The organism is Pantoea sp. ICBG 1758, from assembly GCF_002928325.1.
GTDB classification, from domain to species: Bacteria; Pseudomonadota; Gammaproteobacteria; order Enterobacterales; family Enterobacteriaceae; genus Pantoea; species Pantoea eucrina.
This window is the reverse complement of record NZ_POWL01000001.1, coordinates 1,124,278-1,147,103: the sequence shown is the minus strand read 5'-3', so window position 1 is coordinate 1,147,103 and position 22,826 is coordinate 1,124,278. Positions and strand designations below refer to the sequence as shown.

The 22,826-nt window shown below is 54.2% G+C and carries 19 protein-coding genes; 13 read left to right on the top strand and 6 right to left on the bottom strand.

Translation table 11 applies throughout. The features are described from left to right. The first annotated feature begins 66 nt into the window (after nucleotides 1-66). From sohB to acnA, 6 genes are all read left to right on the top strand, one after another. Entirely contained in the window at nucleotides 67-1,113 is a 1,047-nt protein-coding gene (gene sohB / locus C1Y41_RS05570; protein ID WP_039384581.1) for a protease SohB, read from the top strand. 463 nt (nucleotides 1,114-1,576) lie between these two features. Further along, complete coding sequence (gene topA / locus C1Y41_RS05565) at nucleotides 1,577-4,174, top strand: type I DNA topoisomerase (RefSeq protein WP_104085016.1); 2,598 nt, start codon at nucleotides 1,577-1,579, stop codon at nucleotides 4,172-4,174. Nucleotides 4,175-4,358: 184 nt separating this feature from the next. Continuing rightward, complete coding sequence (cysB, locus tag C1Y41_RS05560; protein ID WP_039384577.1) at nucleotides 4,359-5,333, top strand: HTH-type transcriptional regulator CysB; 975 nt, start codon at nucleotides 4,359-4,361, stop codon at nucleotides 5,331-5,333. Between the two features lie 492 nt (nucleotides 5,334-5,825). Then, nucleotides 5,826-5,984, top strand: a complete 159-nt coding sequence (locus C1Y41_RS05555; RefSeq protein ID WP_071668859.1) for a YmiA family putative membrane protein — start codon at nucleotides 5,826-5,828, stop codon at nucleotides 5,982-5,984. Between the two features lie 3 nt (nucleotides 5,985-5,987). Further along, entirely contained in the window at nucleotides 5,988-6,167 is a 180-nt protein-coding gene (locus C1Y41_RS05550) for a hypothetical protein (RefSeq protein ID WP_039384574.1), read from the top strand. Nucleotides 6,168-6,589: 422 nt separating this feature from the next. Next, entirely contained in the window at nucleotides 6,590-9,271 is a 2,682-nt protein-coding gene (gene acnA, locus C1Y41_RS05545) for an aconitate hydratase AcnA (RefSeq protein ID WP_104085015.1), read from the top strand. A gap of 32 nt (nucleotides 9,272-9,303) precedes the next feature. On the opposite strand, the gene ribA is transcribed toward acnA, so the two are convergent. Further along, a complete protein-coding gene (gene ribA / locus C1Y41_RS05540; protein ID WP_039384570.1) occupies nucleotides 9,304-9,897 on the bottom strand; it encodes a GTP cyclohydrolase II in 594 nt (197 codons plus the stop codon). 225 nt (nucleotides 9,898-10,122) lie between these two features. On the opposite strand from ribA, the gene pgpB reads away from it, so the two are divergent. The 5 genes from pgpB to yciH all read left to right on the top strand — a co-directional run bounded on the left by pgpB (nucleotide 10,123) and on the right by yciH (nucleotide 13,712). Beyond that, nucleotides 10,123-10,887, top strand: a complete 765-nt coding sequence (pgpB, locus tag C1Y41_RS05535; protein WP_039384568.1) for a phosphatidylglycerophosphatase B — start codon at nucleotides 10,123-10,125, stop codon at nucleotides 10,885-10,887. 124 nt (nucleotides 10,888-11,011) lie between these two features. Next, on the top strand, nucleotides 11,012-11,317 hold the full coding sequence (locus C1Y41_RS05530; RefSeq protein ID WP_039384565.1) for a LapA family protein: 306 nt from the start codon (nucleotides 11,012-11,014) through the stop codon (nucleotides 11,315-11,317). A 6-nt stretch (nucleotides 11,318-11,323) separates the two neighbouring features. After that, complete coding sequence (gene lapB / locus C1Y41_RS05525) at nucleotides 11,324-12,493, top strand: lipopolysaccharide assembly protein LapB (protein WP_039384563.1); 1,170 nt, start codon at nucleotides 11,324-11,326, stop codon at nucleotides 12,491-12,493. Between the two features lie 188 nt (nucleotides 12,494-12,681). After that, the gene (gene pyrF / locus C1Y41_RS05520) at nucleotides 12,682-13,389 is read left to right on the top strand and encodes an orotidine-5'-phosphate decarboxylase (protein ID WP_039384561.1); all 708 of its coding nucleotides are present in this window, start codon (nucleotides 12,682-12,684) and stop codon (nucleotides 13,387-13,389) included. After that, nucleotides 13,389-13,712, top strand: coding sequence for a stress response translation initiation inhibitor YciH (gene yciH / locus C1Y41_RS05515; RefSeq protein WP_039384559.1), 324 nt, complete (start codon nucleotides 13,389-13,391; stop codon nucleotides 13,710-13,712). The genes pyrF and yciH overlap by 1 nt, the downstream gene beginning before the upstream one ends. Nucleotides 13,713-13,774: 62 nt before the next feature. Here yciH and osmB read toward each other — a convergent pair whose 3' ends face one another. Beyond that, on the bottom strand, nucleotides 13,775-13,993 hold the full coding sequence (gene osmB / locus C1Y41_RS05510) for an osmotically-inducible lipoprotein OsmB (protein WP_039384556.1): 219 nt from the start codon (nucleotides 13,991-13,993) through the stop codon (nucleotides 13,775-13,777). A gap of 316 nt (nucleotides 13,994-14,309) precedes the next feature. Here osmB and araD point away from each other — a divergent pair, with 316 nt between their 5' ends. Next, nucleotides 14,310-15,005 (top strand): L-ribulose-5-phosphate 4-epimerase, encoded by a 696-nt coding sequence (araD, locus tag C1Y41_RS05505; protein WP_094110959.1) that lies wholly within the window; start codon nucleotides 14,310-14,312, stop codon nucleotides 15,003-15,005. Nucleotides 15,006-15,318: 313 nt separating this feature from the next. Then, nucleotides 15,319-16,185 carry a crotonase/enoyl-CoA hydratase family protein gene (locus C1Y41_RS05500; RefSeq protein ID WP_039384553.1) on the top strand — a complete coding sequence of 289 codons (867 nt, stop codon included), beginning with the start codon at nucleotides 15,319-15,321 and terminating at the stop codon, nucleotides 16,183-16,185. A gap of 15 nt (nucleotides 16,186-16,200) precedes the next feature. Here the strand turns inward: C1Y41_RS05500 and pdeR are convergent, their stop codons facing one another. From pdeR to C1Y41_RS05480, 4 genes are all read right to left on the bottom strand, one after another. Next, nucleotides 16,201-18,183: a cyclic di-GMP phosphodiesterase gene (gene pdeR / locus C1Y41_RS05495; protein WP_039384551.1), complete on the bottom strand. Its 1,983-nt coding sequence runs from the start codon at nucleotides 18,181-18,183 to the stop codon at nucleotides 16,201-16,203. Nucleotides 18,184-18,336: 153 nt separating this feature from the next. After that, a complete protein-coding gene (locus C1Y41_RS05490) occupies nucleotides 18,337-18,633 on the bottom strand; it encodes a YbdD/YjiX family protein (protein WP_104085014.1) in 297 nt (98 codons plus the stop codon). Then, nucleotides 18,626-20,692, bottom strand: a complete 2,067-nt coding sequence (locus C1Y41_RS05485) for a carbon starvation CstA family protein (protein ID WP_094110939.1) — start codon at nucleotides 20,690-20,692, stop codon at nucleotides 18,626-18,628. The genes C1Y41_RS05490 and C1Y41_RS05485 overlap by 8 nt, the downstream gene beginning before the upstream one ends. A gap of 180 nt (nucleotides 20,693-20,872) precedes the next feature. Beyond that, a complete protein-coding gene (locus tag C1Y41_RS05480) occupies nucleotides 20,873-22,807 on the bottom strand; it encodes an exoribonuclease II (protein ID WP_104085013.1) in 1,935 nt (644 codons plus the stop codon). Nucleotides 22,808-22,826 lie beyond the last annotated feature (19 nt).

Genomic DNA, 22,826 nt, shown 5'->3' with positions numbered 1-22,826 from the left:
ACGAACCGGGTTAAAGCAGTTACACTCAGCTGTTAATTGTAATTCACTGTTTAATAAGGCGGCAGAATGGATTTTTTCTCCAGCTATGGGCTCTTCCTGGCCAAGGCTGTCACGGTAGTGATCGCCATTGCGGCCGTAGTATTTATCATACTGAATGCTGCGCTGCGCAAACGTCATCACGCCGGTCAGCTGCAGGTGACGCATCTGGATGATGAGTATCGTCAGATAAAAGAGGATCTGCAGCTGGCTAAAATGAAGCCGCAGGTACAAAAAGTCTGGCTGAAACAGCATAAAAAAGAAGAGAAGCTGAAAGCGAAAACAGAGAAGCGCAACGCAAAAAACGGCGTCACTGAAACCGCGAAGCCGGTACTCTATGTGCTTGGCTTTAAAGGCAGCATGGACGCGGGTGAAGTCGCCTCCCTGCGTGAAGAAGTATCCGCTGTACTGGCCGTAGCGCAACCGGGTGATGAAGTCCTGCTGCGGCTTGAAAGCCCGGGCGGGGTGGTGCATGGCTACGGTCTGGCAGCGTCGCAGCTGCAGCGCCTGCGCGACGCGGGTCTGCGCCTGACCGCCGCCGTAGATAAAGTGGCCGCCAGCGGCGGATATATGATGGCCTGTGTGGCAGATCGCATTGTCGCCGCGCCGTTCTCCATTATCGGTTCAATCGGCGTTGTGGCGCAGATCCCCAACTTCAACCGGCTGCTGAAGCGCAATGATATTGACGTGGAGCTGCATACTGCAGGCCAGTACAAACGTACCCTGACGCTGTTTGGTGAAAATACCGAAGAGGGGCGTGAGAAGTTCCAGCACGATCTGGATGAAACGCATCAGCTGTTTAAGGGCTTTGTGCAGCAAATGCGTCCGTCGCTGGATATGAACCGGGTAGCGACCGGCGAACACTGGTATGGGCAGCAGGCGCTTGAACTGGGTCTGATTGATGAAATCGGCACCAGTGATGCCCTGATTATCCGGCATATGGAGCGCTTCACCGTGCTGGGCGTACAGTATGCGCGTAAGAAAAAGATGATGGATCGTTTTACCGGCAGCGCCAGCCAGGCGGCAGAACGGCTGTTGCTAAAAATCTGGCAGCGTGGCGAAAAGCCTCTGCTGTAACAGAAACCCGGCTCCGGCCGGGTTTTTTATGCTTAGCAACGGGTGAGTCCCATTTACTTCGGCCGGGTTGTGAAATGAATTCCATTTTTGTCCCGAATTATCCGACTTTTTTTGACAGCGCATTTTCTCCTTCTATATTACCTGCCATTCTGTTGCCACTTATCCGTGTTCACGCCTGCAGCTGGCGCAAAATTAAACAGAGTGCTATTTAAGTTGCGTATCAGATTTTATCAGGTAGAGTGTGGGCGATTCAGCTTTCAGGGAGTTCACACCAGGATGTGTGATGATGTCAGGCGGAAAAAGTGTAGTTAATCATAAGGTTGCGCACACCGTTTTAAACTGAATAGTGGCAGTCCCCGCCAGCTTGAAAATCAGATTGCTGGCAGCAATATTAAACCCACTGGGTTTTGGGGCATTAATCCTCTCCCGTTTATCAGGACGTTTCAATCAGGTAAAGGTACATATGGGTAAAGCACTCGTTATCGTTGAGTCCCCGGCAAAGGCCAAAACAATCAATAAATACCTCGGTAATGACTACGTGGTGAAATCCAGCGTCGGTCATATCCGCGATTTGCCGACCAGTGGTTCAACGACCCGTAAAAGTACTGACGGTGAGAAGGTAAAAACCGGGAAAAAAGTTAAAAAAGATGAAAAGGCGGCGCTGGTCAACCGAATGGGTGTTGATCCGTGGCATGGCTGGGAAGCTGATTATCAGATCCTGCCAGGCAAAGAGAAGGTTGTGTCTGAACTTAAGAGCCTGGCCGCTGACGCCGATCATATCTATCTCGCAACCGACCTTGACCGCGAAGGAGAAGCCATTGCCTGGCACCTGCGTGAAGTCATTGGTGGCGACGACAAGCGTTTCAGCCGGGTGGTGTTTAATGAAATCACCAAAAATGCGATTCGCCAGGCGTTTGAAAAGCCGGGTGAACTGAATATCGAGCGGGTTAATGCCCAGCAGGCGCGCCGTTTTATGGATCGCGTTGTGGGGTATATGGTTTCGCCTCTGCTGTGGAAAAAGATCGCCCGCGGTCTCTCTGCCGGACGCGTTCAGTCGGTAGCGGTACGTCTGGTGGTTGAGCGCGAGCGCGAAATCAAAGCGTTTGTGCCAGAAGAGTACTGGGAGATCGACGCAGATTTTGCTACGCCAAAAGGCGATGCGCTGGCGATGCAGGTGACGCATCAGGGCGACAAAGCGTTTCGTCCGGTTAACCGCGAGCAGACGCACGCGGCGGTCGCGATACTGGAAAAAGCGCGTTATGAAGTGCTGGATCGTGAAGATAAACCGACCAGCAGCAAACCTTCTGCACCTTTTATTACCTCAACGCTGCAGCAGGCTGCGAGCACACGTCTCGGCTTTGGCGTGAAGAAAACCATGATGATGGCGCAGCGGCTTTATGAAGCGGGTCACATCACCTACATGCGTACTGACTCCACGAACCTGAGCCAGGATGCAGTGACCATGGCGCGCGACTATGTCGCCAGCGAGTTCGGCAAAAAATACCTGCCGGAAGCGCCGGTGACCTATACCAGCAAAGATAATTCGCAGGAAGCGCACGAAGCGATTCGCCCGTCAGATGTCAACGTAAGCGCTGAGCAGCTGAAAGATATGGAAGCGGATGCGCAAAAACTTTACCAGCTTATCTGGCGCCAGTTTGTGGCGTGTCAGATGGTTCCGGCTAAATATGACTCCACCACGCTGACCGTAGGCGCAGCCGAATTCAGGCTCAAGGCAAAAGGCCGCACGCTGCGTTTTGATGGCTGGACGCGCGTTATGCCGGCACTGCGTAAAAACGATGAAGACAGGACGCTGCCGCCAGTAGCGGTAGGGGAAATACTGGATCTGACTGCGCTGCAGCCGAGCCAGCATTTTACCAAGCCTCCGGCGCGATTCAGCGAGGCGTCGCTGGTGCGCGAGCTGGAGAAGCGCGGTATTGGCCGTCCCTCAACCTACGCGTCTATTATTTCCACTATCCAGGATCGTGGTTATGTACGCGTTGAGAACCGTCGTTTTTATGCTGAGAAGATGGGTGAGATCGTCACCGACCGGCTGGAAGAAAATTTCCGCGAGCTGATGAATTACGATTTCACCGCTCATATGGAAAACAGCCTCGATCAGGTAGCCAACAATCAGGCGCAGTGGAAAGGCGTTCTCGACTCCTTCTTCAGTGACTTCAGCCAGCAGCTGGAGCAGGCTGAAAAAGATCCGGAAGAGGGCGGCATGCAGCCGAATCAGATGGTGCTGACCTCAATCGACTGCCCGACATGCGGTCGCAAAATGGGCATTCGTACGGCCAGCACCGGCGTATTCCTCGGCTGTTCGGGCTACGCCCTGCCGCCAAAAGAGCGCTGCAAGCAGACCATCAATCTGATCCCGGAAAACGAAGTGCTGAACGTGCTGGAGGGTGACGACGCGGAAACCAACGCGTTACGTGCCCGCCGCCGCTGCGTTAAGTGCGGCACCGCGATGGACAGCTATCTGATTGATAACAGCCGCAAGCTGCACGTTTGTGGTAACAATCCAGAGTGTGATGGCTATGAAATTGAGCAGGGCGAGTTTCGCATCAAGGGCTATGATGGCCCTATAGTCGAGTGCGAGAAATGCGGGTCGGAAATGCACCTTAAGATGGGACGCTTTGGCAAGTATATGGCGTGTACCAACGAAGAGTGTAAAAACACCCGTAAAATCCTGCGCAATGGCGAAGTCGCGCCGCCGAAAGAGGATCCGGTACCGCTGCCTGAGCTGCCGTGCGAGAAGTCAGATGCCTATTTTGTGCTGCGTGACGGAGCAGCCGGCGTCTTCCTTGCGGCTAATACGTTCCCGAAATCGCGCGAGACCCGCGCGCCGCTGGTGGAAGAGCTGAAGCGCTTCGCTGACCGTCTGCCGGAAAAGCTTAAATATCTGGCAGAGGCACCGGCAGCCGATCCGGAAGGAAATAAAACCCTGGTGCGTTTTAGCCGCAAGACAAAACAGCAGTACGTTTCGTCTGAAAAAGAGGGTAAAGCAACCGGCTGGTCAATGTTCTATATTGACGGTAAATGGCAGGAAGCGAAAAAATAACTCTCCGGGGCTGGCATCTGCCAGCCCCGTTTACTTTCCCCGCCTTATAACCTAACGTTCTTTATTCGGTTAAAAACTGATATAGTTGTTATAGTTTTTCTATTCTCAATTCGCTCTGTTCCTCACATCTGCATCATGGGCGGCTGCCGGCACGCACGTTAGTCGCTAACGGGAAGATATAACTATGAAACTGCAGCAGTTGCGCTATATCGTGGAAGTGGTCAATCACAATCTCAACGTCTCATCAACCGCTGAAGGTCTCTATACCTCACAGCCTGGCATCAGCAAACAGGTACGTATGCTTGAAGATGAGCTGGGGGTGCAGATATTTGCCCGCAGCGGCAAACATCTGACGCAGGTTACGCCAGCCGGTGAAGAGATTATCCGCATAGCACGTGAAGTATTATCAAAAGTTGATGCGATTAAATCCGTAGCGGGCGAACACACCTGGCCTGACAAGGGATCGCTTTATGTCGCCACCACGCATACGCAGGCGCGCTATGCGCTGCCGGGCGTAATCAAAGGATTTATCGAGCGCTACCCTCGCGTTTCACTGCATATGCATCAGGGCTCCCCTACGCAGATTGCTGAAGCGGTATCCAAGGGCAACGCTGACTTTGCCATTGCTACTGAAGCCCTGCACCTCTACGACGATCTCATCATGCTGCCCTGTTACCACTGGAATCGTGCGATTGTGGTAACGCCCGACCATCCGCTGGCAGGCAAAGACAACGTGACTATAGAGGAGCTGGCCGATTTCCCACTGGTAACCTACACCTTTGGTTTTACCGGCCGCTCCGAGCTCGATACAGCGTTTAATCGTGCAGGTCTGACCCCGCGTATCGTGTTTACCGCAACTGACGCAGATGTAATTAAAACTTATGTACGGCTTGGCTTAGGTGTGGGTGTGATTGCCAGTATGGCGGTTGACCCGGTAGCCGATCCGGATCTGGTTCGCATTGAAGCTTCAGAGATTTTCACCAATAGTACGACCAAAATAGGCTTCCGCCGCAGCACCTTCCTGCGCAGCTATATGTATGATTTTATTCAGCGATTTGCACCGCATCTCACGCGTGATGTGGTAGACACCGCTGTTGCTCTGCGCTCCAATGACGACATTGAAGCGATGTTCCGCGATATCAAACTCCCTTTCAAATAATTCGCCAAATCATGAATTTACCGGGGTGTCCAGTGGGCACCTTCAGGTTTCCCCTCGCTTAGCGCCATCAGTAGTTCAACAAAAGCTGACATTTTTCTGTAAATAAAACATGCATCACAGGTTTTTTCATTGTTATTAATTAATTGAGAAACAGTACACATTTTTCGGTTCACTTCTTTGCACACTGCCAGGATTATTCCCATACTCCAGTTAACACCTGATGAAGAAGGGCTTTATTACTGAGGTTTCTTATTTAACTCAAATTTAAAGTGGTACTAATTGTTGTTTAACCCAAATTTCAGTCGCCGTTTTTTTAATAGTTCTGAGGTCTGTGTTTTAATAAGGCTAATCAGTTTTCGAAGCTTTGATTAATAGCGTTAATCGTTGTGCTCAATAAAAATAACTGGATTTTTGGACTTAAGAAGTTTAGGATTCATCCTAAATCTTAATCGTTGTTATCAATCGTTTTGTTGAGAGTGATTATCAAAAACTATGGCTACGAGAATAACTGTACAACCCGACTTCCGGGCTAAGAGCACCAAGGTTCAGCGTACCGGTAACACCCGTCGCAAAGCCTGGTTGGCTGTCTTCGCTGCTTCAGCGCTGTTCTGGGTAGTGGTGGCATTAATGATTTGGCGTTTATGGGGCTAAGCCATGTGGGCAAACTCACTCAGTCGTAAATATCCGGTCACTGCACGGCAGCCAAATACACCTGCGTGCAAAGCAAAAGAAGCTCCTGCTGCTGAGCAGTCTGTAGCGATTCCTGCTTCCTGGGATCTGAGTGACAAGCAGCGCAGCTTTATCGAATCTTTTATGGATCCAAAACTCAAATAATTGTTGTTGCACTTATTTTTAGCATCTGATGTTGCTTTGATTTTTTCCGGTTATTCCGGCGGGCCAGCAAAAAGCCCATGACCTTACACTGCAAATAAGCGTCGACAGTAGATTACTGAAGATTAAAGAAAATTTAGCCCGAGAACCGGGAAGGAGTGACGAATGAATACAACCACTTTTTCATGGCTTAGCGTTTATGCTTTCTCATTTGCCTTCTGGGCAGCGGCAGCCTGGGCTCTTATGTAACCGACGCTTCTTATCACCGAATTTATGGAAATGCCCCGACTCAGGTCGGGGCATTTTTGTTTGTAGCACCCAGTGCCCTTTCGGGTTGTTATCAAAACGTTAACGAAAATGTGGTCTATCTTTAAGCTAAACCTTGCACTCTCTGAGGTTTAGCCTAAGGAATTAAAGGAGGAGACATGTCGTTAACATTACGCGAGCAAAGTCAGGATACGCTGGCGGTCGGGGCACACACCTATCATTATTACAGTCTGGCTAAAGCCGCACAGCATACCGGCAATATTGATCGCTTACCGAAATCGATGAAAGTGCTGCTGGAAAACCTGCTGCGCTGGCAGGATGACGAGTCCGTTACCCTTGAAGATATTCAGGCGCTGGCAGACTGGCAGCAAACCGCCCACGCTGACCGGGAGATTGCATATCGTCCGGCACGCGTGCTGATGCAGGATTTTACCGGCGTACCCGCCGTAGTCGATCTTGCCGCTATGCGCGAAGCAGTCGCACGACTGGGCGGAGATGTGGCAAAAGTTAACCCTTTGTCCCCGGTGGATCTGGTTATTGACCACTCCGTAACCGTCGATCGCTTCGGTAACGATGACGCCTTTGGCGAAAACGTCAGGCTGGAGATGGAACGTAATCACGAGCGCTACGTTTTCCTGCGCTGGGGACAGAAAGCGTTCAACCGGTTCCGCGTGGTGCCGCCGGGTACCGGCATCTGTCATCAGGTTAATCTGGAATATCTGGGTAAATCCGTCTGGCATGAAGAGCTGGAGGGCAAAAACGTTGCCTGGCCTGATACGCTGGTGGGTACCGACTCGCATACCACGATGATCAATGCGCTGGGCGTGCTGGGCTGGGGCGTTGGCGGCATCGAAGCGGAAGCGGCTATGCTGGGTCAGCCGGTTTCAATGCTTATTCCCGATGTGGTTGGCTTTAAGCTGACTGGCAAACTGCGTCCGGGCATTACCGCGACCGATCTGGTGCTGACCGTTACCCAGATGCTGCGTAAGCATGGCGTTGTCGGCAAATTTGTCGAATTCTACGGTGACGGGCTGGCCGATCTGCCGCTGGCCGATCGCGCAACAATCGCTAACATGGCACCCGAATATGGTGCCACCTGCGGTTTCTTCCCGATTGATGACGTCACCCTGAGCTATATGACGCTGACCGGGCGCGATGAGCAGCAGGTTAAATTGACGGAAGCGTATGCGAAGCAGCAGGGCCTGTGGCGAAATGCGGGCGACGAGCCGATCTTTACCAGCACGCTGGCGCTGGATATGGCTGACGTCGAATCGAGTATCGCAGGACCTAAGCGCCCGCAGGATCGGGTGGCGCTGGGCGATGTGCCCGCCGCGTTTGCCGCCAGTAATGAGCTGGAGATCAACCACGCACAAAAGCCGCATAAAGCGGTCAGTTACCGCGACAGTGAAACCCGCCAGTCGCATCAGCTTGATGATGGTGCGGTAGTTATTGCCGCGATTACTTCCTGTACCAATACGTCAAACCCCAGCGTGCTGATGGCCGCCGGCCTGCTGGCAAAAAAAGCGGTTGAGCGCGGGCTGAAGCGCCAGCCGTGGGTAAAAGCTTCCCTGGCCCCCGGATCAAAAGTGGTATCTGACTATCTGGCCACAGCCCGTCTCACGCCTTACCTGGACAAACTCGGTTTCAACCTGGTGGGGTATGGCTGTACAACCTGTATTGGTAACTCAGGGCCACTGCCGGATGAGATCGAAAGCGTTATAAAAGAGGGCGATCTGACCGTTGGCGCCGTGCTCTCCGGGAACCGTAATTTTGAAGGCCGTATACATCCGCTGATTAAAACTAACTGGCTGGCTTCACCCCCGCTGGTGGTGGCCTATGCGCTGGCCGGCAATATGAACATCAATCTGCAGAGCGAGCCTATCGGTCAGGATCAGACCGGCAAAGATGTTTATCTCAAAGATATCTGGCCATCACCGGAAGAAATCGCCGCCTCGGTGCAGCTGGTTAACAGCAGCATGTTCCGCAAAGAGTATGCGGAAGTGTTTGACGGGACGCCGGACTGGCAGCAAATCTCCGTGAGTGAAGCGGCAACCTACGACTGGGATGAAGGATCGACCTATATCCGCCTTTCACCTTTCTTTGATGACATGGAGAAAACGCCAAAGCCGGTTGAGGATATTCGCGGCGCCCGTATTCTGGCGATGCTGGGTGACTCAGTCACCACTGACCACATTTCGCCTGCGGGGAGTATTAAGGCTGAGAGTCCGGCGGGACGCTATCTGCTGGCGAAAGGCATAGAGCGTAACGACTTTAACTCCTACGGGTCGCGCCGTGGTAACCATGAAGTAATGATGCGCGGTACCTTTGCCAATATTCGTATCCGCAATGAAATGGTGCCCGGTACGGAAGGCGGCTACACCCGGCATTTTCCGGGTAATGAAACGCTGGCTATTTATGATGCCGCAATGAAATATAAAGAAGAGGGCGTGCCGCTCGCCGTGGTGGCCGGGAAAGAGTACGGTTCAGGTTCCAGCCGCGACTGGGCTGCTAAAGGACCGCGCCTGCAGGGAGTACGCGTCGTGATCGCTGAGTCTTTTGAGCGTATTCACCGTTCAAACCTGATTGGTATGGGGATCCTGCCGCTGGAGTTCCCGGCGGGCGTTACCCGTAAGACGCTGCAGTTAACCGGTGAGGAGCGGATAGATATTGCTGACCTGACGCAGCTGACGCCGGGCTGCACGGTCAATGTTACTCTGACCCGCGCAGACGGCAGTGAGGAGCAGGTGGCCGCACGCTGCCGTATCGATACGGCAACGGAACTGACTTACTACCGCAATGACGGCATACTGCACTATGTTATCCGCAATATGCTGAACTAAAAAAAAGCCGGGCTTGCCCGGCTTCTTTTCTCTCAGGATTTCGGCAGCAGATGCCCCATCTTTTCCGCTTTGGTATCGAGATAGTGGGCATTTTTTGGATTGCGCCCGACGATCAGCGGCACGCGCTCAACAATATTAATGCCCGCTTCGCTGAGGATCTCAACCTTGCGCGGATTATTTGTCAGCAGGCGCACTTCATCGATACCCAGTAATTTGAACATATCAGCGCACAGGGTGAAATCACGCTCATCAGCGGCAAAGCCCAGCTGATGGTTCGCCTCGACGGTGTCATAGCCTTTATCCTGCAGCGCATAGGCGCGGATTTTGTTCAGTAAACCGATATTACGGCCTTCCTGACGGTGATACAGCAGCACCCCGCGCCCCTCTTCAGCAATCGCTGTTAACGCCGCTTCAAGCTGAAAGCCGCAGTCGCAGCGCAGACTGAACAGCGCATCACCGGTCAGACACTCAGAGTGGACACGCGCCAGCACCGGCGTATGATCGCTGATATCACCGTAAACCAGCGCCACATGATCGTGGCCGGTTGCCAGTTCTTCAAAACCTACCATCAGGAAATCTCCCCATGGCGTGGGCAGTTTAGCTTCTGCTACCCGTTTAAGCTGCATGTGATTCTCCAGAACCTTCAGAGGATGCGCTATCATCTTGATAACGCACGGGCCGACTGACCCGAAAATTGTGTCTATTGTGCCATATCCACAAGCAGGCCCGCTAATCAGTCAGAAAGATTGTAGTGATAAAGCACGATTATCCAAGCCGCTTTAGGTATGTTATTCTTTTTTCAGCTAAAGTTATTCAGCAAACGCATTATAACCCGCAGGAAAAGCCAAAGTATGTTGAAAATAGTGCAGCGCACGACTCTGGGTGCCTTTTTATTAATTGCGATGCCACTCTGCGTCTGGCTGTCGGGCTGGCAATGGCAGCCGGGTGAAAGCGGGGGAGTGCTGCGCTTTTTGTTCTGGATGACGGAAACCGTCACCAGCCCGTGGGGGATTATCACCAGCAGCGTGCTGAGCGCCTGGATGCTGTGGTGTCTGCGCTTCCGCCTTAAGCCTGCTATCCTGCTGCTGATTATCATGAATGGCGCGATTCTCGCCGGGCAGTACACGAAGTCATGGATTAAAGAGCAGGTGCAGGAGCCGCGACCCTATGTGGTCTGGCTGGAGCAGCAGCATGGCATCAGCAACGATGAATTTTATCAGCTGAAACGGCAACAGCGGGGCGAGATGGTTAATGGGCTGCTGGCCAGCGATACGCAAATTCCCCGCTGGTTAAAGCAGCACTGGGCATTTGAAACAGGATTTGCTTTTCCTTCCGGCCATACTATGTTTGCTGCCAGCTGGGCGCTGCTGGCAATGGGCCTGCTCTGGCCGCGTCGCCGGGTGGTGACGCTGGTGGTGCTGTTCAGCTGGGCCATTATGGTGATGGGCAGCCGGCTGGTGCTGGGTATGCACTGGCCGCGCGACCTGATTGTCGCAACCCTTATCTCCTGGCTGCTGGTGACCGTCGCGACCTGGCTGGCGCAGCGCTTTTGCGGTCCGCTTACGCTTCCGCCTGATGAGCAGCGCGAAGTCAAAGCGCGCGACGACGGATTGTAATCAGCCGAACTGCCCCCATATAGCTGATTACGCTTGCGCAAAGCCAGCTAACTGATAACGTGAAAGCAGCATGGTACGCGCTTTTTTGGCATACTCTATTGGAAACTCTACGACAGGACGCATTGTGAAATATTTGCTGATTTTTCTGGTGGTACTGGTCATTTTTATCATTTCAGTGACGCTGGGTGCTCACAATGATCAGGTGGTGACGTTCAACTATCTGCTGGCGCAGGGTGAATTTCGTATCTCCACGCTGCTTGCGGTGCTGTTTGGCGCCGGTTTTCTACTGGGCTGGGCAATCTGCGGACTATTCTGGTTACGCATCCGCGTTTCACTGGCACATGCTCAGCGTAAACTGAAGCGTATGCAGGCGCAAAACGAACACGCTTCGGCAGCCACCACCGTATCGACTACAGGTCGTCGGGATTAATGTTCAATGCATGAATTGCTGTTTCTGCTTCTCCCGGTCGCAGCGGCCTACGGCTGGTATATGGGACGACGCAGCGCGTACCAGAATAAGCAACAGGAAGCGAACCGCCTGTCACGAGAGTATGTGGCCGGGGTAAACTTTCTGCTTTCAAATCAGCAGGATAAAGCCGTCGATCTATTCCTCGACATGCTGAAAGAAGACAGTGGTACGGTTGAGGCGCACCTGACGCTCGGTAATCTGTTTCGCTCACGCGGCGAGGTAGATCGCGCTATACGTATTCACCAGTCGCTGATGGAAAGCGCCTCGCTTACCTACGACCAGCGACTGCTGGCGATTCAGCAGCTTGGCCGCGACTATATGGCGGCGGGCCTCTACGATCGCGCAGAAGATATGTTCAGTCAGCTAACGGATGAAACCGATTTTCGCATTGCCGCTCTGCAGCAGCTGCTGCTGATTCATCAGGCAACCAGCGACTGGCAGAAAGCGATCGACGTTGCTGAGAAGCTGGTAAAACTGGGAAAAGAGAAGCAAAAAGGCGAGATTGCGCACTTCTATTGTGAGCTGGCGCTGCAGGCGATGAGCAGTGACGATCTCGATCGCGCAATGTCGCTGCTGAAAAAAGGTGAATCGGCCGATCATCAGAGCGCGCGCGTTTCCATCATGATGGGACGCATCCTGATGGAGCAGGGGGAGTATGCGAAAGCAGCACAGCGTCTGCAGCGGGTGCTGGATCAGGATAAAGAACTGGTCAGCGAAACGCTGCCGATGCTGGAAACCTGCTATCAGCGGCTGGCGCAGCCAGAGGTGTGGGCCGGTTATCTGCAGCGCTGTACCGAAGAGAATACCGGTGCCGCCGCTGAGCTCTATCTGTCAGATATTCTGGAGCAGCAGCAGGGGCCGGAAGCGGCACAGCTCTATATTAATCGCCAGCTGCAGCGTCATCCGACCATGCGCGTCTTCCACCGGCTAATGGACTTTCACCTGCATGAAGCGGAAGATGGCCGGGCAAAAGAGAGTCTGATGGTTCTGCGCGATATGGTTGGTGAACAGATCCGCACCAAACCGCGCTATCGTTGCCATAAATGCGGTTTTACCGCCTACGCACTTTACTGGCACTGCCCATCCTGCCGGGCATGGTCTTCAATAAAACCGATCAGAGGACTTGACGGGCAGTAACAGCTATTTTTAAAAAAAACAGGCACAATAGTTACAACGTACTTTTCTAATAATCGCCTTATCGCGCATCAGACACCGGCATATGGCTCAACAGGTCACGTATCCCGGGCGTAAGATTGTTCTGCCGCAGCATGGCAGGTAGAATGCAGGCCGTTTGTTGCCCCTGTGCCTGCTTATGAGGAAACGTTATGTCTGTAACCCCTTCACCCATTCTGGTGGCGCTCGACTACAGTAATCTGGATGACGCACTGCGATTTGTGGACCGTATTGATCCTGCTCAGTGTCGCCTCAAAGTAGGCAAAGAGATGTTCACGCTGTTTGGTCCGTCAGTGGTCCGGACATTGCAGGCACGCGGATTCGATCTCTTTCTCGATCTGAAATTTCACGATATCCCCAACACCACCGCACATGCCGTAGCCGCTGCCGCAGAGCTGGGCGTCTGGATGGTGAACGTGCACGCCAGCGGGGGAGCACGCATGATGCAGGCTGCACGCGAGGCGCTGCTGCCTTTTGGAAAAGATGCACCGCTGCTGATTGCTGTAACCGTGCTGACCAGCATGGATGAAGAGGATCTGCGCGGACTGGGCATCACCCTGTCACCGGCGCAACAGGCAGAGCGGCTGGCGCGCCTCACGCAACAGTGTGGCCTGGATGGTGTCGTCTGCTCAGCCCATGAAGCGGCTGCATTCAAACAGGCGTTCGGCAGCGAATTTGCGCTGGTCACGCCCGGTATTCGACCGGCAGGCAGCGACGCTGGCGATCAGCGCCGTATTATGACGCCCCTGCAGGCGAAGCAGGCCGGGGTTGATTATATGGTTATCGGCCGTCCGGTTACGCAGTCAGCCGATCCGGCGGCCACGCTGCAGCAGATTATTACATCGTTACAGGAGGCGTAATGGCGCAGGACAATCCACTGGTTTACTCCACCGACAGCGGGCGTATTGTGCCGGCAGAGGAGAAGCCACAGCGACCGCGCGGCGACGGTATTGTACGCATTCAGCGTCAGACCAGCGGACGTAAAGGCAAGGGCGTCTGTCTGATCACCGGTATCGATCTGGACGACAGCGCGCTGGCTACTCTTGCCGCAGAACTGAAGAAAAAGTGCGGCTGCGGGGGGGCGGTAAAAGAGGGCGTGATTGAGATTCAGGGGGATAAACGTGACCTGCTCAAAACGCTGCTCGAAGCCAAAGGCATGAAGGTTAAGCTGGCGGGCGGTTAATGAAAGCGGGCCACGCATTGTGGCCCGGACAAAAAGGTGTCTGCTGTGTAGCCTGCAAAAAATTAACGGTCGATTTGATGGCCGATAATACCGCCCACCGCCGCGCCGCCCACGGTACCCAGGCCACTGCCGTTGGTCAGGACTGAACCACCAATAGCACCGGCACCGGCACCAATTGCCGTGTTGCGATCGCGTTTAGACCAGTTTGAACAGCCGCTCAGCGCAACAACTAATGTTGCTGCCAGCACGGCAACGGATACACGTTTCACTGTTGTAGTCATAGATATCTCCTTGATGATTGGCTCAGAGGCAACAGCAATAAGTATAGATGCCCGACGGCAAAGTTCTTTATTCCCGGATGGAAAAGTTGGGCCAGGCCGCCGGGTTTATGCTGTCTGCCAGCGTAAATATCCTGAAACCGAATGGTCCTGTTTAATTTTAAACGCTGCGGCGCAGTCGTCAGACAGAAAACGCTGAATCTGCGCCGCATTTATGACGAGACAGCGACTTTCCACTGAGCATTCAGCCATTCTTTCCATAACATCCGATCCCCTCTCTGCGCACAATCTCTCTATCACAGACTGGTGGAGAACAATGATGCTGGAAGCGCTAAAGCAGCAGGTACTGGAAGCAAATCTCGATTTACCGCGCTACAACCTGGTCACGTTCACCTGGGGCAACGTCAGCGCCATTGACAGAGAGCAGGGTGTACTGGTGATCAAGCCTTCAGGGGTGCGATATGAAAAGATGCAGCGGGATGACATGGTAGTGGTAGATCTGGAGAGTGGTGCGGTGATCGAAGGCGCGCTACGACCCTCATCGGACACGGCCACGCATCGTGCGCTTTATCAGGCGTGGCCCGATATTGGCGGTATCGTTCATACGCATTCGCGGCATGCAACCATCTGGGCACAGGCAGGACGCGACATACCCGCCTGGGGCACGACCCACGCGGATGATTTCTACGGCACGATCCCCTGCACCCGCGCCATGCTGCGCATGGAGATCGAGCAGGAGTATGAGTGGAATACCGGACAGGTCATCATCGAAACTTTTGCCCATCGTAATATTCAGCCCACCGCAATTCCCGCAGCGCTGGTTAACTCTCACGGGCCTTTCGCATGGGGCAGCGATGCGGCGGCGGCAGTACACAGTGCGGTGGTCCTGGAGGAGGTCGCCTATATGGCGCTGCATACCGAACAGCTGCGAGCTGAACTCCCGCCTATCTCGCAAAATCTGCTGGATCTGCACTACCTGCGCAAACACGGTAAAAACGCGTGGTATGGACAATAAGGCTGTTCTTACAGCCTCAGGCGCCTGCGGGCGCTTTTTTTATCGCAGCATCAGTAAATTCCTGGCTAACGATGCGTGATTCACGCGCGTGCAGTATGCTAAATCGTCTTTATTCACAACGCGTTAGGCGATCTCATGTACTCTGGCTTTCGCTCTGCTCTATCCTGAAATGGCGCTAATGATTTTTCACCCCCCTGTTCAGGGATACTTCTGGATTTTGCTTTATAAATCAATCTCTCATTTGGTCTGGCCTCACTCTGCATTACGCTGATGTGGCGTTAAACGCATCACATAAATATTAGAGGATGAGACTATGACCGTTATTAACCAACCAACCTGCCGCCTGTTTACCGAAGCGGGACAGACCACCCAACTTGTTGCTTACTACGAGGAAGGGCGTCGCACCATGTGGATGATGTTGCGGGCTCAGCCACGCCCAAGCTTCAACCATGAATTAATCGAGGAGATCATGAACCTGAGCTATACGGCTCAGCGCTCCGGACTGCCGATCGATTTCTGGGTAACCGGCTCTTTAGTCCCACAGATGTTCAACGCCGGTGGCGATCTGCGCTTTTTTGTTGAGTGCATTCGCAACAACCGTCGCGAAGCGCTGCGTGCCTATGCCCGGGCCTGCGTCGACTGCATTCACTCGGCGGCTCGCGGGTTTGATACTGGCGCGGTAACGCTGGCGATGATTGAAGGCAGCGCTCTGGGCGGAGGCTTTGAGGCCGCGCTGGCGCACCATTTCATTCTGGCACAGAACAGCGCGCGTCTCGGTTTCCCGGAGATTGCGTTTAATCTGTTCCCGGGAATGGGTGGCTATTCGCTGGTCGCGCGTCGTTCCGGTATGAAGCTGGCAGAAGAGCTGATCTGTGAAGGAGAGTCGCACAGTGCAGAGTGGTATGAGACGCGCGGCCTGGTCGATAAAGTGTTCCAGCCGGGTGAAGCGTACCGCGCGACGCGCACCTTTATCGATACCTTACGGCCTAAGCTGAATGGCGTGCGTGCCATGCTGAAAGCGCGCCAGCGCGTACTGCAGCTGTCACGTGCTGAACTGATGGATATTACGGAGGACTGGGTAGATTATGCCTTTACGCTTGAACCCAAGGATATCGCCTATATGGAGCGCCTGGTGCAGTTACAAAATCGCCACAGTGCTTCATTACGTAAAGCCGGATAACACTTCCGCGCAGCGTTAAACACGGGCAGGATGCTTCAGCCAATGCCCGAGCTGTTCTGCGGGCATTGGTTTGGCGTAAAAATAGCCCTGGCGCCCATCCACACCGTTAGTGAGAACAAATTTCTCTTCCGCTTTGGTTTCAATACCCTCTGCAATCACCTGCAGCTCAAGGGCTTTGGCAACCGCCACAATCGCGCGCACTAAAGATTGCGAAACCGGTTGTTTGTTGATATCCCGGACAAAACTCTGATCCAGCTTAATGGCATCAATGGGTACCCGTGCCAGCTGAGAAAGGGAGGAGTAGCCGGTGCCAAAGTCATCAAGATGTACCTGCGCCCCAAGCTCCTGAAACTGTTTCATGAGCTTAAGCGCACCCGCTTCATTCTCAATCAGGCAGCTTTCAGTTAATTCAATATCGATCGGGGATTCCGTCAGCCCCGCTTCGCCCAGCGCATTTTTCAAATCGCTGTAGATGCTCTGATCGATAAGCTGTTTCGCGGAGACGTTGACGGCAACGCGCAGAAAAATGCCTTCACTGCGCCACTTTATAATCTGCTGCAGCACATTAAGCATGACCCAGCGGCCCAGCGGGACAATGAGACCGGACTCTTCGGCATAGGGGATAAAGTCGCCGGGCGAGACCATGCCGCGTTCCGGAGAGTTCCAGCGTACCAGCGCTTCGGCGCTGCGCACCTCGCCGTCGCGATCGACCTTAGGCTGGTAATAGACCACCAGGTGATCCTGCTCCAGCGCTTTACGCAGATTGGTATCGAGCCAGAGGTATTCAAAGACCCGCTTGTTCATTTCGCTGGTGAAGATGCAGAACTTGCCGCGGCCATTCTCTTTGGCATGATACATGGCCGTATCCGCATTGCGGATCAGGCTTTCGCGATCTTCGCCATGCAGGGGAGCCAGTGAGATCCCGATAGAACAGCCGCTGTAAACCTCAATAAGCCCGATGCGAAAGGGCTGCCGCAGCCGCTCAAGGATACGCGACGACATCGCCTCCAGCGCCGCCTGACTGGTATGCTCAGCCAGCACCACAAATTCATCGCCGCCAAGACGCGCCAGCGTCTGATCTTTGCCCAGGCAGCTGAGGATAGCCAGCGATACCGCCTGCAGCAGCTGATCGCCGAACATATGACCGTAAGCGTCATTTACCTTTTTAAAATTGTCGAGATCGAGGTAGACCACGCCGGTCTGAGAACCGTTCGCCAGCTCCAGTGCCAGGCTAATTTGCTGGTGAATAGCGTTACGATTAGGCAAACCCGTGACCGTATCGGTATTTGCCAGCACCCGAAGCCGCTCCTGTGCCCGTCGCTCTTCGGTGATATCCGTACCGGAACAGATGAGGAAAATTTCATTTTTCCCGCTGCCGCTGTGAACGAACTTATTACGGAACAGAAACAGTCGCTGACCCTTTTTGGTTTTGACCCAGCGCTCAACTTCATACGAATTTCCGTCGCGGAAAAAACCGGTGATATTACGGCGTGAAGCCTGCGCCTCCTGCCGGGTCATAAATAGCTGAAAGACGTTGCGACCGATAACTTCCTGCTCTTTCAGGCCGGTATACTCTTCACTCAAACGATTAAAGCGCTGAATGTTACCGCGCTGGTCGAGGATAACGATAACCGAGTTAGCTTCAGATACCACCTGTTCGGCGAAAGAGAGTCCCTGGGTGAGATCGCGGGCAACCGACGACGTATCACCCCATGCAGAGGCGGTGCCGGCCCAGGTAGACTGGTTCACTTTACGTCCGACAAAGTGCATTGGCACCGGGGTTCCGTGCAGCGGCAGAGTAAGATTAATGCTGGAGGTGATCACCGTCATCGCCCGTAACAGACTGGCCTGCGCCGGAGTAAGCGAAACGGCCAGATTGGTATTGGCATTTTCATCTTCGGCAAAATGCAGTGCGTCACTGTCAGAGGTTAACCGCCAATGGGGGCTGGTGGTGCCAAACAAGGCATACAGCAAGGTTTGCCCCTGTTCATCGGTCATTTAAACTTCCTCCGGCCATGTCTCTAAGACTCTATCTCATTATTTTAGCAACAGTATTCAACCTCCTGCGTAAGCACAAGATGCAAACCGAATATATTTTTGTTTTTATTAAAGAATGGCACGAAAAAGCCCCGAAAACGGGGCTTATAATCATCAGCAGGGACATCTGCCGGGGTTTCCAGCCTGGCTCGGAAAGCGGGCATTGAGACAGTGCCGGTGAAAAGTGCGCTCATCCATGGGCGACATTTCAGGATGATGGAGGCGCATATGCTTCAGATAAGTTTGATAATCGTGCACGCCAACCATTAAACGAAAGCTCTGCTGCAATCCGCGCCAGATTTGCTGCCAGCGGGAGAGCGGCGGGGTATCAGCGGCACTCACTATCAGTAAGCAGCGCTTTATCTGCCAGCCTGCGCCGGGAGGCGTCCAGCGATAGATGGACTCAGACATGGCGTACCTCCTTACGCAGTGAAACCTCTGCTTCGCGCACGGTCGGTGACGTGCTGCGGAGCGCACGACGAATAACAAAGAAGGCGGCAACCAGCATGGTGACTGCAACCAGCATAAAGAAGCCGCACAGCGCCGCGTTGATCTGATTGCTGAAGATAATGGTCTGCATATCCGCCACGCTTTTGGCCGGGGCGATCACGATGCCATTGTCGATGCCCTGCTGAAATTTGCGCGCCTGAGCCAGAAAGCCGATGGCGGGTTTTTCATGAAAAATCTTCTGCCAGCCCGCGGTCATCGAGGTGATAAATAACCATGCGGTAGGGAGAATAGTGACCCACGCGTAGCGCTGTTTTTTCATCTTAAACAGCACCACTGTCCCGAGGATCAGCGCCATTGAGGCGAGCATCTGGTTACCAATGCCGAACAGCGGCCACAGCGTATTGATCCCGCCCAGCGGATCGACCACCCCCTGATAGACAAAAAAGCCCCAGCCGGCAACGGCAACGGTGGTGCCGGCCATATTCCCCAGCCAGGAGCGGTTGCTGCCCATTGCCGGAACCACGGTACCCACTAAGTCCTGCACCATAAAACGGCAGGCGCGGGTGCCGGCATCCACGGCGGTCAGGATAAATAAGGCCTCAAACAGAATGGCAAAGTGATACCAGAACGCCATCATCGCGCGACTGTTGAATACCTCGGTGATGATGTGTGCCATACCCACGGCGAAGGTGGGTGCGCCACCGGCGCGTGAGAGCACCGTACTTTCACCGACGTCACGTGCAATGCCGCTCAGCATCTCCGGCGTGACAACAAAGCCCCAGCCATTAATCACCTGCGACGCGTTCTCGACGGTGGTTCCAATCAGCGCAGCCGGGGAGTTCATGGCGAAGTAGACGCCCGGGTCCAGTACCGAGGCGCAGATCAGCGCCATAATAGCCACGAACGACTCCATCAGCATGGCGCCGTAACCGATAAACCGGATATGGCTTTCGCGCTCTACCAGTTTAGGCGTGGTGCCGCTGGAGACCAGCGCATGAAACCCGGAGATAGCCCCGCAGGCAATAGTGATAAACAAAAACGGGAAGAGCGCACCGGAGAACACCGGGCCGGTGCCATCAATGAATTTTGTGACCGCCGGCATTTTCAGCTCCGGCATAGCAAACAGAATTCCTATTGCCAGCCCGACAATAACGCCAATCTTCAGGAAGGTGGAGAGGTAGTCGCGCGGTGCCAGCAGCAGCCAGACCGGCAGCGAAGAGGCGACGAAACCGTAGATCACCAGCACCCACGTCAGCTCTGTGCCTTTAAGGGTAAAGAAGGGGCCCCAGTAAGGATCGGCGGCCACATCGCCTCCATAGATAATCGCTGCCATCATCAGTACAAAACCGATAAGGGAAACCTCAGCAATTTTTCCCGGACGCAGAAAGCGCATATAGACGCCCATAAACAGCGCAATGGGAATGGTGGCTGCGATGGTGAAGAGTCCCCACGGGCTGTTAGCGAGTGCTTTAACCACCACCAGCGCCAGCGCAGAGAGAATAATGATCATCACGCCCAGCGCACCGAGCATCGTCACCACGCCAGCAAAAGAGCCCAGCTCCTGGCGCGCCATTTCACCCAGCGAGCGCCCGTCACGGCGGGTAGAGATAAACAGGATCAGGAAGTCCTGCACCGCGCCGGCGAGCATCACCCCCACCAGAATCCAGATAGTCCCCGGCAGAAAGCCCATCTGTGCCGCCAGGATCGGTCCGACCAGCGGTCCTGCACCGGCAATGGCGGCAAAGTGGTGACCAAACAGCACCCATTTGTTGGTCGGAACATAATCCAGACCATCGCTGAGGCGCTCTGCCGGCGTACGGCGGCGATCGTCAAGTTCGAAGATGCGGCGGGCGATAAACAGGCTATAGAAGCGGTAGGCGATGCTGTAGCAGGCGACCGATGCAATAACCAGCCAGACCGCATTGACATGTTCGCCGCGACTGAGCGCAAGCATGGCAAATGCGCCAGCACCGATTAACGCCACTGCTAACCAGACGATGCCGGTTTTGACGTTGTTCATGAGTTAACTCCTTGTAGAGGCCGGAAAAACAGGCAAGCGAAATACAACGAGTTAAAAGTAAGGTAAAAAAATGTTAACGAAAGGTAGTAAAAGCAGAAGTGTGAAGCGCGATACAAATTTTAAAGCAGAGCAGAAAAGAAGAGGCGGGATAACAGCTGTTATCCCGCACTATGAGCGCCGTCAGGCTGCCGGGCGGGCAACCACGCTGCGGGTCTCCATGCGCACTTCGGCGATGGTGACATCAATGATATCGGTGACGCGATACACCACTTCACCTTTAATCTGCACCGTGCCGCTCTCCTGCGAGCAGACCAGCTCATCGCGTACCGCATGAATAAACGGCGCCGGAATAAAGGCCACCGCACCGTTTTCCTGCAGGCGTACGCGCATACCACCGCGCGATACATCAATGATCTCGGCGCTGAATTTGCGCTCGCTGCCGGCGAAAGGCGTCAGGAAACGCGCATAAAGCCAGTCACCCACATCGCGCTCAGCCATCCGGTTAAGGCGGCGACGCTCACCCATGATAACCGTAACGTCACTCTGCGGACGGGCAATGCTCTCACCGCGTACAATAGCTTTCAGCAGGCGATGGTTGATCATATCGCCAAACTTACGGATAGGTGAGGTCCACGTTGCATAGGCATCCAGACCCAGACCAAAGTGCGGGCCGGGTTCGGTGCCAATCTCAGCAAAGCTCTGGAAACGGCGAATGCGGCTGTCGAGATACTGTGTCGGCTGCGCGTCGAGTTCGCGACGCATCTGACGGAACCCTTCCAGTGTCGTAATGGCCTGCGGATCGACGGTAATGCCGTGACCAGCCAGCACGCCGGCTACCTGTTCAGCGTTGGCCAGATCGAAGCCGGTGTGCAGGTTGTAGATGCCAAAACCCAGTTTTTTCTGCAGCACGTTCGCCGCGCAGATGTTGGCCAGAATCATCGCCTCTTCAACCATGCGGTTAGCGATACGACGATGTTCAGCGATAATATCCAGCACTTCGCCTTTCTCTCCCAGCAGGAAGCGGAAATCGGGGCGATCTTTAAATACCAGCGCATGGGTCTGACGCCATTCACTGCGCGCCAGGCAGAGACGATGCAGCAGACGGATCTGCTCAGCAATCGCCTCATTTTCCGGCTGCCAGCTGCCGCTGTTTTCCAGCCAGTCTGAGACGTTGTCGTAAACCAGTTTGGCTTTGGATTCAATCCAGGCTGCAAAGAAATGCACGTCGTCAGCGAGTGCGCCATCCGGCTGGACCGTCACCCGGCAGGCGAGCACCGGACGTTTCTCATGCGGGCGCAGCGAACAGATATTATCGGAGAGCTCGCGCGGCAGCATAGGAATGTTAAAGCCGGGAAGGTAGTTGGTAAACGCGCGCCGGGCGGCCAGCTTATCAAGCTCGCTGCCTTCCGCTACGTAAGCGGTCGGATCGGCAATAGCGATGGTCAGCAGCAGGCTGCCATCCGCCTGCGCTTCCGCATAGAGCGCATCGTCCATATCCTGCGTACTGGCGCTGTCGATGGTGACAAAGTTCAGCGCGGTGAGATCTTCACGCGTCAGCTGCTCATTCAGCATTCCGCCGCATTCACTCTCTGGCGCTTCGCGCTCCAGGTTATGGCGCGACAGCGTGACCCACCACGGCGCCAGGTGGTCGTCTGCGGTAACGATAAATTCAGTCAGCTCAGCATAAAAGCCGCGATCGCCTTTCAGCGGATGGCGACGCATTTCAGCCACAGCCCAGTCACCGTTCTGGAAATCGTGCGTCAGACCGCGCACGGCGCGACACTGAATGGCATCTTTCAGCAGCGGATGATCCGGCACGATGGCAAGACGATCGTCTTTTTTCTGCACCCGGCCGACGAAGCGCGTCAGAAACGGCTCAATCAGGGTATCCGGCTCTGCACTTTCACGATCTTTATCGGTGTGGATCACCGCGGTGATACGATCGCCGTGCATCACTTTCTTCATTTGCGGTGGCGGAATGAAGTAGCTTTTCTGAGCATCAACTTCAAGGAAGCCAAAGCCTTTTTCTGTGCCTTTCACAACGCCTTCGGCGCGCGGAGTCTGCGCGTGAAGCTTCTCTTTCAGCTGCGCGAGCAGCGGGTTATCCTGGAACATAATTTAGTCAGTTTCGTGG